The sequence below is a fragment of the Microcystis aeruginosa NIES-843 genome (assembly GCF_000010625.1).
In the GTDB taxonomy this organism is placed as follows: Bacteria; Cyanobacteriota; Cyanobacteriia; order Cyanobacteriales; family Microcystaceae; genus Microcystis; species Microcystis aeruginosa.
Genome location: NC_010296.1, coordinates 2,651,214 through 2,663,583 on the forward strand (window position 1 = coordinate 2,651,214; position 12,370 = coordinate 2,663,583).

General features: G+C 44.3%; 9 protein-coding genes and 3 pseudogenes. 4 read left to right on the forward strand and 8 right to left on the reverse strand.

Features of this window, described 5'->3' with window-relative positions; genetic code table 11:
* The first annotated feature begins 111 nt into the window (after positions 1–111).
* Entirely contained in the window at positions 112–540 is a 429-nt protein-coding gene (locus MAE_RS12685) for a ubiquinol-cytochrome c reductase iron-sulfur subunit (RefSeq protein WP_041804096.1), read from the forward strand.
* Positions 541–599: 59 nt separating this feature from the next.
* Here the strand turns inward: MAE_RS12685 and MAE_RS35735 are convergent.
* Both MAE_RS35735 and MAE_RS12695 read right to left on the reverse strand, forming a co-directional pair.
* Positions 600–790 (reverse strand): annotated as a pseudogene (locus MAE_RS35735) (hypothetical protein).
* A gap of 32 nt (positions 791–822) precedes the next feature.
* Positions 823–1,296 (reverse strand): annotated as a pseudogene (locus MAE_RS12695) (hypothetical protein); the annotation flags it as partial.
* Between the two features lie 244 nt (positions 1,297–1,540).
* Between MAE_RS12695 and MAE_RS27715 the strand changes: the two are divergent.
* The 3 genes from MAE_RS27715 to MAE_RS12705 all read left to right on the forward strand — a co-directional run bounded on the left by MAE_RS27715 (position 1,541) and on the right by MAE_RS12705 (position 4,752).
* Positions 1,541–4,183 (forward strand): FG-GAP-like repeat-containing protein, encoded by a 2,643-nt coding sequence (locus MAE_RS27715; protein ID WP_012265924.1) that lies wholly within the window; start codon positions 1,541–1,543, stop codon positions 4,181–4,183.
* A gap of 173 nt (positions 4,184–4,356) precedes the next feature.
* Positions 4,357–4,536, forward strand: coding sequence for a type II toxin-antitoxin system RelE family toxin (locus tag MAE_RS36435; RefSeq protein ID WP_223213090.1), 180 nt, complete (start codon positions 4,357–4,359; stop codon positions 4,534–4,536).
* 15 nt (positions 4,537–4,551) lie between these two features.
* A complete protein-coding gene (locus MAE_RS12705; protein ID WP_012265925.1) occupies positions 4,552–4,752 on the forward strand; it encodes a hypothetical protein in 201 nt (66 codons plus the stop codon).
* On the opposite strand, the gene MAE_RS29580 is transcribed toward MAE_RS12705, so the two are convergent.
* The 6 genes and pseudogenes from MAE_RS29580 to MAE_RS12730 form a co-directional block, all read right to left on the reverse strand.
* Complete coding sequence (locus MAE_RS29580) at positions 4,710–4,964, reverse strand: DNA cytosine methyltransferase (protein WP_080506977.1); 255 nt, start codon at positions 4,962–4,964, stop codon at positions 4,710–4,712. The two genes, MAE_RS12705 and MAE_RS29580, sit on opposite strands and share 43 nt — an antisense overlap.
* A 179-nt stretch (positions 4,965–5,143) precedes the next feature.
* A complete protein-coding gene (locus MAE_RS12710) occupies positions 5,144–5,476 on the reverse strand; it encodes a type II toxin-antitoxin system Phd/YefM family antitoxin (protein ID WP_002763237.1) in 333 nt (110 codons plus the stop codon).
* 68 nt (positions 5,477–5,544) lie between these two features.
* A complete protein-coding gene (gene gltB, locus MAE_RS12715; protein ID WP_012265927.1) occupies positions 5,545–10,149 on the reverse strand; it encodes a glutamate synthase large subunit in 4,605 nt (1,534 codons plus the stop codon).
* Positions 10,150–10,455: 306 nt separating this feature from the next.
* Entirely contained in the window at positions 10,456–11,343 is an 888-nt protein-coding gene (locus MAE_RS12720) for a succinate--CoA ligase subunit alpha (protein ID WP_012265928.1), read from the reverse strand.
* A gap of 309 nt (positions 11,344–11,652) precedes the next feature.
* Positions 11,653–11,957, reverse strand: a pseudogene (locus MAE_RS12725) (transposase); the annotation flags it as partial.
* Positions 11,948–12,364: a YggT family protein gene (locus MAE_RS12730; RefSeq protein WP_012265930.1), complete on the reverse strand. Its 417-nt coding sequence runs from the start codon at positions 12,362–12,364 to the stop codon at positions 11,948–11,950. The gene MAE_RS12730 and the pseudogene MAE_RS12725, both read right to left, overlap by 10 nt.
* Positions 12,365–12,370: the final 6 nt, after the last annotated feature.

Here is a 12,370-nt window from a genome sequence, read left to right on the forward strand (position 1 = left end):
GTCAGGCGTTTGCTTACTGGCCCTCTCTACTCGCACTTAGAAGTTAATTGAATGGAAAGAGCTTCTACGGTACAGTGAAAGTTAACGTTACTGTTGGAAAAACCTAATCCCATGAATCGTCGTGAATTTGTTGCCCTCGTTGGTGTTGGCGGAGCCATGGCCTGCGCCCCAGAAATCCTAGCGACGGCTACCGACCAAGAGATGACCCCGGCCCAAGCGGCGGATGGCTTTGTGAAAGTGACGGGCATTACCCTCAAAGAATTGGAAGCCAAAGGCAGTTTTCTGGATAAAAAATCCCCGGTCGGCTCCTTGCTCCTGATCTGGGAGAAAAAGACGAAAAAGATCAGTGCAGTAAACCCGACTTGTACCCATGAAGGCTGTACGGTGAAATGGGATACTGGCGCACAGATTTTAGCTTGTCCCTGCCATACGGGAAAATTTACCGCCACTGGGGTCGTCACGAATAAACCCCCAAAAGGCAATCTAACCACCTATCAAGTCAAGGTCGAAAAAGACGTTATTTTCGTGAAAAAAGCTTAACGGGGTTGACGGAATACTGGATTAGGCATAATTGAGGAAAAACTCGCACAATTTCGGTTTCAGACCTCTGCGGCTTTTTCTGGCTCAATCTCGGTCTCCAATTCTTGACGTAATTCTTCTAGAGAAGTGGTAGCAGCTGTCTGAGATAATCTTTCGAGTTTCCCAGTTCTACTTGTTCTAAAACCTGAAGAAAATGTTCTTGTGCTTGGGTATAGCTAGTATAGGTGGTGGGGATGGGCAGCATAGCCATTAATCAACTCCGCAGTCAAAAAATTAATCATTGGATGGATTTGAGGTTTTCAGCCAAAACTCGGCTTCTGACGGGGCTAAACTATAGGCTTCTAATTCCACCGGTTGACCTTGGCTATTGCGACCAATGAGCAGAAAATCGCAATAATTGCTGACTAATACTTGACCGTATTTTTGCCAGTATTTTTGTACTTGTTCGCTGGCGGCGATTTTTTTGACATCTTCTTTGGTTCCCTTAATCTCGATCGCACCTCTTTCGGGAAAAATCGCCGTAAAAGGTTCTAATTCTTGATTTTTTTGGAATTGATCGACGTTAAAAAGTCCCCCATCCGGCAATCCCGCACCCTGATTTCTGAGGTTGATAATGCAGCGGACTCGCGGTTTTAGGGTTTTACCGATTTCGTTGAGGAGAGTTTCGAGAGTGCCGTAGTAGGAGGTTTCTTTTACTGCTGCTTGGGAGGAGTGGATTTCTTGCAGGTTGCGAAAATAATTAACGAGGGGATTCATAAAAACTGTGGTCTAGATAATTAAGGTTAATCTTATAAAATTTTGTTACAAGATTGAACATTTCTGCTTTGAACGGTTACAATTCCCATTGTAGGTAGCCGGTTATATTTAAATTAAAAATCGATTTTAGGTTCGATCCCCCCTACCCCCCTTAATAAGGGGGGCAGGGGAGGCGGGGGCTCTGATAATTTTTAACGCCTACCTACTTAATTATTGATCTCTCTTGTTTTGGAGGAAATTAAAGATGGCTGATTTTCTTGATTTCGTTGTTCGTGACAGTTTGCTCAATCCTCTTACTATCACGCTTTTATCTACAGATTTAGAACAAATTGACGAAGGAACAAGACATAGCATTGATGCTCAGATTGATGACACAGATCCTCTTGGGCGTAAAGGTGCGATTTTAGCTGAGTCGGCGCAGGAAAATGACCTAAAGACAGGAAATTCCCAGTCTGTATCGCTTAATACTAGCCAATCTCTAAGTTCTCTGGTTTCAAGTAACTTACAACACATTGCTGGGTGTAACTGCTCATTCTGCGCTCTTCCTCCATTTGATCCGAATCTAGTTAAGAATCAACCGAAACAGTCAGCCGCCACTGTATCAGCCGCTTTAAATCTATCTCAAACTTTCTCCCTTAACAGCTTAGCAGGAGCAAATCACACAATTTATCTGGATTTTAACGGGCATACTACTTCTGGTACTTCTTGGAATACAGCCTATAATAAGGCTAATATTGTTACTCCTGCTTTCGATTTTGATGGCAATACAGGGTCTTTTAGTAATGCTGAACTAGAAAGAATCCAGTATATTTGGCAGCGCGTGGCGGAGGATTTCATCCCCTTTAATGTTAATGTCACAACTCAAGCTCCAACGAATATCAATGATTTGATTAAAAGTGGTAGTGGTGACACTCGCTGGGGTGTGCGTGTTGCTATTGGTGGGAGCAGTTATGACTGGTTCGGTGCTGGAGCAGGAGGAGTTGCCTACGTTGGTTCTTTTAACTGGAATAGTGATACTCCCACCTTTGTTTTTGATGACCAACTAGGTAATGGTAACGAAAAATATACGGCTGAAGCTATTTCCCATGAAGTAGGACATACTCTCGGACTATCCCATGATGGACGAATTACCCCCAGTGAGGGATACTACGCAGGACATGGTAGTGGGGATACTGGCTGGGCACCAATTATGGGAGTAGGATACTATCAGAACCTATCCCAGTGGAGTAAAGGGGAGTATGCTTCCGCTAATAATACTCAAGATGATTTGCAAATTATTACCACCCAAAATGGTTTTGGCTACCGAACCGATGATACTGGTAGTACAATTGCTACTGCGAAAGCATTAACGGTTTCTGGTGCTTCTGTTAGTGGTAATGGTATCATTGAGCGCAATACGGATGTAGATTTCTATAGTTTTACTACAGGTGCGGGTGCGATTAGTTTGACGGTGAATCCATTTAATCGTGGACCAAATTTAGATATTTTGGCAGAGTTATACAATTCTGCGGGAACTCTAATTGCATCATCTAATCCGACGGATTTATTATCAGCAAATATTACAGCAAATGTCGCAGCCGGAACCTATTACCTCAAAATTGACGGTATTGGGAAAGGTAATCCTCTTACTACTGGTTACACAGATTACGGTAGTTTGGGGCAGTATTCGATTAGTGGTAGTATTAGTAACTCATATGGAAACTTGACAGTAACAAACCAATTTATCGGAGATTTTGCCTCTTGGTCTGCTAACTCAAACGTAAGGGTATTAACGGGTGATTTTAACGGTGATGGTAAAACAGATGTGTCCCTAGTCAATCAGTCCGCAGGATGGAGTACATTGCCCGTAGCTTTCTCTCAAGGAAATGGGAATTTTTCCGTAACAAACCAATTTATCGGAGATTTTGCCTCTTGGTCTGCTAACTCAAACGTAAGGGTATTAACGGGTGATTTTAACGGTGATGGTAAAACAGATGTGTCCCTAGTCAATCAGTCCGCAGGATGGAGTACATTGCCCGTAGCTTTCTCTCAAGGAAATGGGAATTTTTCCGTAACAAACCAATTTATCGGAGATTTCGCCTCTTGGTCTGCTAACTCAAACGTAAGGGTATTGACGGGTGATTTTAACGGTGATGGCAAAACAGACGTATCTCTAGTCAATCAGTCCGCAGGATGGAGTACATTGCCCGTAGCTTTCTCTCAGGGAAATGGGAGTTTTTCCGTAACAAACCAATTTATCGGAGATTTTGCCTCTTGGTCTGCTAACTCAAACGTAAGGGTATTAACGGGTGATTTTAACGGTGATGGTAAAACAGATGTGTCCCTAGTCAATAAATCCGTAGGATGGAATACATTGCCAGTAGCTTTCTCTCAAGGAAATGGGAGTTTTTCTGTAACAAACCAATTTATCGGAGATTTTGCTTCTTGGGCTGCTAATCCGGGTGTTGACGCACTAACAGGTGATTTTAACGGCGATGGTAAAACGGATGTGGCCCTAATCAATAAATCCGCAGGATGGAATACATTGCCAGTAGCTTTCTCTCAAGGAAATGGGAGTTTTTCTGTAACAAACCAATTTATCGGAGATTTTGCTTCTTGGGCTGCCAACCCGAACGTAAGGGTACGAACGGGTGATTTTAACGGTGATGGTAAAACGGATGTGGCCCTAGTCAATCAGTCCGCAGGATGGAATACATTGCCAGTAGCTTTCTCTCAAGGAAATGGGAGTTTTTCTGTAACAAACCAATTTATCGGAGATTTTGCTTCTTGGGCTGCTAACCCGAACGTTAACGTACTAACAGGTAATTTTAATGGTGATAGTAAAACGGATGTGGCTCTAGTCAATCAGTCCGCAGGATGGAATACATTGCCTGTGGCTTTTTTCTAGCGCTATCGCCTTGACGTAAACTCTGAAAATATGGAACGCAATCGCCTAAAAAACCCTAATTGGGGGGGAGCGTTAACATTATCTTAGCCTTGGCAGTAGCTGACTGGGTGAGGGGGTCATCAGGATTTTAGCAGACTTAGCTTGAAGTAACGGTTAAATTTCTGGAATCCATTATCCGTAAACCAGAAAAAAACTTCTGGTTTACGGATAATTTACAAGGAGATGTCAAGCAATTAAAGAATTTTACCCCTAATTATCGCTTAAGGGTGGGTAACTATCGAATTCTATTTGAGGTTGAAGAAATCACTTTAGTGATTTATCGTGTTAAACATCGACAAAATATCTACAATTAAATTAAGGAGAAAACAATGATTGAATTACATCCTGAATTCTTAATCAAAAATGGCAAAAAAGAATTTGCTGTTTTAACTTATGAGGAGTTTATGAAAATTAAAGAAATCTTAGAAGACTTAGAGGATTTGGAAGATTTAATACAGGCAAAAGAAGAAGAAAAAGATAGTCAAACTTATTCTCTAGATGAGGTTAAGAAGATGCTAAATATTGATTGATTGCTTGTATCTTGCTTTAATTCTACTATTTCGCAGATGGGAAAAAATAGAGTTCCCCTTGTATCTCTAAATCTGGCTCGTTTTCCTACTTTTCGACAGTTTTCGTCTATTTCACAAGAATATACACAGTCATAACCAACGCTCTCGAAAGCTAATCTAAATCCTCCAATACCAGCAAAAAGATCGATAAATCTGAGTTTTTCGTTTGTCATTGCCAAATTATGACATCAAAGATAGCCAAAGTGAATATATCCTAAATTTTAGCAAATGTTCCGACTTATGCAGCGATAAAAACTGTAGTCTAAATAATTAAGGTTAATATGTCCCCATATAATCAATTTGGAGATACTAGATTAGGCATAATTGAGTAAAAATTCGCACAATTTCGGTTTCAGACTTCTGCGGCTTTTTCTTGCTCAATCTCGGTCTCCAATTCTTGACGTAATTCTTCTAGAGAAGTGGTGGCAGCTGTCTGAGATAATCTTTCTTGTGACCAATTTAAGGACTGAAAAAGTCGTTGAGCGTTAGCTGGAGAGCGCAAAAGATAAACTTCTTCTAATAAAGCGGATAATTCGTCAGCAGCAATCAAGGCCACATCATGATGACCCTGACGTTGGACAATAACGATCGAGTTTCCCAGTTCTACTTGTTCTAAAACCTGAAGAAAATGTTCCTGTGCTTGGGTATAGCTAGTATAGGTGGTGGGGATGGGCAGCATAGCCATTAATCAACTCCGCAGTCAAAAAATTAATCAATGGGTGCGTTAACAAAGCGTAACGCACCCCAAAGAAATTACACCGAAGTTAAGGTTTTCTCCGCGCTAATTTGCGCTTCGGGACTATCCGCTTCCGAGGGAGGGACCACTTGCCAGAATTGACCGAGATAGCTATCCCAATTAGCTAAAATTAACTTACCTTTGGGGCTATTAGTGCGTTCTACATGGGCCTCAATTAAAGATTTTAACTGTTCCGCACCAGCAGCCGTGCCAACCCGTTGAATCTTGACAATTTCGGGGTTGAGTTTCTCCGGTAGGGACGGATCAAGGATATAAGCTAATCCTCCCGTCATCCCGGCGCCGACGTTGCGACCGACGGAACCAAGCACGACAATTACCCCCCCGGTCATATATTCACAGAGGTGGTCCCCGGCCCCTTCGATAACTGCTTTCGCAGTGGAATTGCGGACAGCAAAACGTTCACCAGCGCGACCATTAGCGTATAACACCCCACCGGTGGCCCCGTAGAGACAGGTATTACCGATGATAGCGTTATCTTCGGGCTGATAATTGGCGTTTTGGGGCGGTAAGATGACGATTTCGCCGCCGTAGATGCCTTTACCCACATAATCGTTAGCTTCTCCCTCTAAATGGAGATTGACACCGGGTAAATTAAATGCTCCGAAACTTTGACCGGCCGCACCCTGGAAATTGAGCTTAATTTCGCCTTCAAAGCCGTCATTACCGTATTTTTGGGCAATTACCCCCGCAATTCTCGCCCCCACGGAGCGATCGGTATTGACAATCCTGTAGGTTTTGCTGACGGTTCCCTGTTGCTCGATCGCCTGTTTAATCTCGCTATCTGCTAGAATCTCGTCATCGAGGACAGCACCGTTACTATGTACTTCCTCGTGCTGCAACCAAGAGCGATCGCTACGGCCATCGGGTAAATTCAACAAACAATCAAGATTGAGGGATTCTGTCTTAGTTAAACGAGCATCGGAGCGCACTTTTAACAGATCTGCCCGGCCAATCACCTCATTTAAACTGTGATAGCCTAATTTCGCTAATAATTGCCGCGTTTCCTCGGCCACCAAAGTAAAGAAATTGACCACATGAGCGGGAATTCCTGGAAAACGAGTGCGGAGACGTTCCTGCTGGGTAGCGACTCCCACAGGGCAATTATTCGTGTGACAGACGCGGGCCATGATGCACCCCTCGGCAATCATGGAAATGGAACCAAAACCGAATTCCTCCGCACCCATCAGAGCAGCCATGAGGATATCCCAACCGGTTTTTAGTCCTCCATCTGCGCGCAAAATCACCCGATGACGCAGTTGATTTTCCATTAACATCCGATGCACTTCCGTTACTCCCAATTCCCAGGGACTACCTGCGTGTTTGATCGAACTTAGGGGTGATGCACCTGTACCACCATCGTGGCCAGAAATCTGGATAATATCAGCGTTAGCTTTGGCAACTCCGGCCGCAATTGTGCCGATACCGATCTCGGCCACTAATTTGACGGAAACTTTGGCCCGGGGGTTAATTTGGTGTAAATCGTAGATTAATTGCGCTAAATCTTCGATCGAGTAGATATCGTGGTGAGGAGGGGGAGAAATCAAAGTTACTCCCGGTTTTGATCGCCGTAACATGGCAATATAGGAACTGACTTTTTTCCCGGGTAATTGACCTCCTTCTCCCGGTTTTGCTCCCTGGGCCATTTTAATCTCTAGCTGTTTTCCACTCATTAAGTATTCGGGAGTGACTCCAAAACGACCCGAAGCTATCTGTTTAATGGCAGAATTAGCCGTATCACCGTTTTTTAAGCCGTTTAGATGGGGCATAGTCACGGAATGTCCTTCTGCATCCACATCGCTTAAGCTGGTGTAACGGATCGGATCTTCTCCCCCTTCTCCGGAATTGGACTTACCTCCGATGCGATTCATGGCGATCGCTAGGGTTTCGTGTGCTTCCCGGCCCAAGGCACCGAGGGACATTCCCCCTGTGCAGAAGCGTTGCAGGATACTTTCGATCGATTCTACTGCTTCGATGGCAATTGAGGCTCGATCGCTGTTAAATTCTAATAAATCGCGCAATGCAGTAACGGGTCTTTGCTGCAAGATTTGGCGATAGGTTTCGTAATGGTCATATCCTTCCCCTTGGGAGTGAGCGGCCACGGCTTTATGGAGTGCTTTCGCCATTTCTGGGGAATTCATGTGGTATTCTCCCCCCGGACGGTAGTTGACAAAACCGTAGTTTTCTAGTTTTTTAGCGGTAAGATTGGGAAAAGCTTTGCTGTGGAATGCGATCGCTTCTTGGGCCACTTCAGCAATGCTTAAACCCCCGACGCGACTGGTAGTACCGTTAAAAGCTAGTTTAACTAAATCTGCCGACAGACCGATCGCCTCGAAAATTTGCGCCCCATGGTAGGAAGATAGGAGAGAAATACCCATTTTCGAGAGGATTTTCAGTAATCCTGCTTCTACGGATTTGCGGTAATTAATTAGGGCTTTTTCGAGGCTAATAGCTTCTAATTTGCCATTTTCCATCAATTTCTGAGTTTTTGGCTCGATCCACCACTGGGCGATCGTTTCTAGGGCCAGATAGGGACAGACTGCGGAAGCGCCATAACCAATTAGACAAGCGAAGTGATGGGTACTCCAACATTGGGCCGTGTCGATAACGATCGAAGCTTTTAAACGCAAGTGTGAGCGAATCAGGTGATGATGGACGGCACCAACAGCTAATAAGGGGGGAATATAGCTAGTTTTTTCGTCAATAGGAGCAGTCCTGTCACTGAGAATTAAAATTTCCGCTCCCGATGCTACTTTCTTGGCGGCCTCAGCGCACAAATGAGCGATCGCGGTTTCTAATCCCCCCGGTCCGGTGGTCAGATCATAAAGGGTAGAAAGTTCGGCTGTTCTGTAGCTAGAGGTTTTAACTTTGGCTAATTCCGCATTATTGAGCAGGGGAGAGTCTAATTTCAGTAAATGTGCGTCATCAACCCCTAATTTAAGTATATTGCCCCGTCGTCCCAGATACATAGTCAAGGACATGACTAAACTTTCCCGTAAGGGATCGATGGGGGGGTTAGTAACTTGGGCAAAACGTTGTTTAAAGTAATCGTAGAGAAGATGGGGTTTACTGGAGAGGACCGCTAGGGGAGTGTCATCACCCATACAGAAAGTCGGTTCTTTTCCCTGTTCTGCCATGGGAACGATAATCATATCCACATCTTCGGCAGTATAACCGAAAGCGGTTTGCCGGGGAAGGAGATGACTAGGAGCGGGAATGTCTATCGCTGTTTCTTTGTCAATCAAGGTGCGTTGGGATTTAACCCATGCACCGTAGGGATTAGCTCGGGCAATTTCCTGTTTAATCGGCCAATTACGCTTAATTTCGCCTTTTTCTAGGTCAACTGCGATCATTTGACCGGGGCCGAGACGACCTTTTTCGATAATGGTGGTTTCATCGAGGGGAATAGTTCCCGCTTCCGAGGAAACGACGATATAACCGTTGTTAGTAATGCTATAACGGGCCGGTCGCAAACCGTTGCGGTCCAAACAAGCGCCGACGATTCCCCCGTCACTGAAGACCAGTAAAGCCGGACCGTCCCAGGGTTCCTGTAAACCGCTATAGTATTCGTAGAAGTCGATAATTTCGGGATAATCCTGTAAATCCGGCTGATTATTGTAGGCCTCCGGCACTAGGATCATAGCTGCTTCTAGGGGACTGCGACCGGTTCTCACCAATAATTCTAGGGCGCTATCGAGGTTATAGGAGTCGCTGTTAGCGGGGTTAACAATGGGAGTCAGGGATTGTAATTCTTCGTGGGTCCAACCTTCCGTTTCTAAAGCGGGTTCCCGGGCCGACATCCAGTTAATATTGCCCAAAAGGGTGTTAATTTCGCCGTTATGACCCAATAAGCGCATCGGTTGAGCGAGGGGCCATTTTGGTTGGGTATTGGTGCTAAAACGTCGGTGATAAATAGCGAATTGACTGCTATAGGCGGTATTTTGCAGGTCTAGATAGAATTCTCGCAGGATTTCGCCCCGTACCATGCCTTTATAGACAATGGTGCGACAGGAAAAGGAACAGAAATAGAAATCATCGGCCAGTTGCTTACCCACTTCAGAACGGGCAATATAGAGTAGGCGATCGAATTGAGAACCGGCTAAATCGGGGGAAGTAACCAGAATTTGCTCGACGTAGGGTTGATTTTCCCTTGCTTGTCTTCCGAGGACTTCGGGACGGACGGGAACAGTGCGCCAACCTAAAATCTTAATATTATATTTATTGACAATTTCCTCGATATGTGATTTAGCCTCGGCTCGTTCTTGGGCCGCTTGGGGAAGAAAGACCATACCCACCCCTAGGCGCTCAGATTCCGGCATATTTAAGCCATTTTCGGCGAACCAAGGAGCGAGGACATCTCTGGGGATAGCGGTCATCATACCGGACCCGTCCCCGGAATCCTGATCGGCGCTGCAGCCTCCCCGGTGTTCCAAACAACCTAAGGCTAAAAGGGCCTGTTCGATCAGTTGATGGCTGCCGGAACCGCGCACATCGGCAATAAAACCGACTCCGCAAGCGTCCCGTTCCTCTACGAGCCATCGGGGACCCCAATAGGTATCGATTTGGTGGATATTGTCGGTTTTTGGTTTATTTTGTTGCGCCATAGAAGTTATCCTTAGGGTCGTTGTCTAGAAGGGTGGGATAGTTGGTCTGCTGATAAGGGTCAATCTAGAATAGAAATTTTTTTGATCTTGCCGTTTCGATTGTCGCTGATTTTTCCTAATTTTTGCCTGTTGCCATCTTTATCTTGGCCAGTCTGAGGAATCACAGGTGGTCTACCATGATATAGTAGCTCTCAGGAATTGTCATCGAAAATCTGCTAGGCAGGATGGGGTGAAACATCCTGTTAGGTGCTTATTTTGGCAGAATATTGTCAGATTATAAATATTATCGAGGCAATGGGGTCAAATTCAGCACAAGACTTTAGCTAAAGAGGCGGGTAAATCGGCCAATTTTTCCACCACTGTCACCCCAGCTTCTTGAAAATGACGTAGGCTATCTTTTCTGGTATTCTTAGCGGCAACAGAGTAGGAAAGTTGGTTAGAAATAATTGTTTCTGTATCGCCGAAATTGGTTTCAATCCCTGCATTTAACCCCACAAGATAGGCAATCACTGGTTTTTCGATCGCCGAGGCAATATATTTGGCTGCCTCGATTTCGGCCTTTCCCCCCACCTGACTGACGAGGAGAATTGCCTCGGTATTGTCATCTTCCTCAAAAACCTGCAACCATTGGGACAAATTGGAGCCAATAATGCCGTCAGTACCCAAATTTACCGCCATAGATTCACCATACCCCGCTGCTGTTAAAGTTTTCGCCACTTCATCCCCTATGCGATCGCCGCGGGTGATCAGACCGATTGTCCCCGATTGATAAAAATTCGGTTCACAAATACCCAACCAAAGATAATTGGGAATAATTACACCCTGGCTGCCAGGTCCGAGAATTAATGTCCCGGTGGTACTAGCTATCTTTAATAATTCCACCAGATCCAAGGGGGGAACTCCGGGGGTGACGATAATTAATTGGGGGATGGCTGCTGCGATCGCTTCTAAGGCCGCATCTAGGACTTGATTGGGGGGGACTAAAATTAAACTGGTCTTGATTTCTCCCGCTTCAGCAACGGCCTCGGCCACTAGATCAAACACTGGTATCTCTGCGATTATCTCACCACCGCAGCCACTAGCCACCCCCGCTACTAAACAGGTTCCCTGAGCTTTCAATCGTGCCGCATAATATTTGCCTAGGGGTCGATCGATCCCTTGCATAATTATCTGATCTTTATCTGTCCATTTCATATATTAAGTGTTGGGAGTTGTTTCAGTAAACAGTAAACAGTAATCAGTAAACAGTAAACAGTAATCAGTGAGACACTGTTGATGGGAGTTTTTTTCAGTGGTCAGTAAACAGTAAACAGTAATCAGGTTCTGAAGGCAAGAGTCACTCATGCAAGAGGCAAAAGAAAGAATCTGGCAATTCTCTCACCTAAAAAGAAGGTTAGAAACTAGGCACATCAAAGCTTTTAGCTTAACCAATTAGGTTTTAGATTCGGTCCTTGTGAACTGAAAACTCACATCTGATTACTGATGACTGATGACTGATATACTTTAGTCGTTCATAATCTGAGATTTATTAAACTTCTGAAATCCTAGAGTGAGCAAGGAATCCAGTTCTTTTTTATGTTTCAGATGGGCATCATTCAGACATTCATAAATAGCTGAAGAAAAGTCGGAAAAGTTTTCATAATATTTACCATATAAACATTTATTTTTGACCAATTTACCCAGGCTTTCAATTAAATTTAGATTAGGCAATAAGACGGCAGATAGAGTAACTATATTGACAAAGAAAGAGCCAATTCATCAACAATTTTACATTTTTGATAGCGGGCATTATCTAATACTAGAGTGATTTGAGGAAAAAATGCAAGTTATAGCCGTGCAAAGTATAGCTCAAGAGAGCATAGGCTACGATCGCAATCACAATATTAACATCAAATATGTTTGCTCCACCAGATGAAGCAGGACTAATGAATAAGGTGGAAAATGGCGCAATGAAAGGTGCAGATAGATGATTAATCAACTGAGCAAATTGATTTTGTGGGTTCGCACCAAACAAACGCAGCAAGAACCTCATTACCAGTAGTATTTGCCCTATTCCTGCCAGCCCGAAAATGCTATTAATTATCCAATTTAAGGTATTACTTCGTCTGGCAGATCGCAGGCGTTTCTCTTCTTGATCAAGTCGAAAAGCCTCTTCATCATGTAGCAGTTCTTGTCGCCGCTCAAGATTGGTTTCATCATCCCGATCGTGATTCATTCTTAG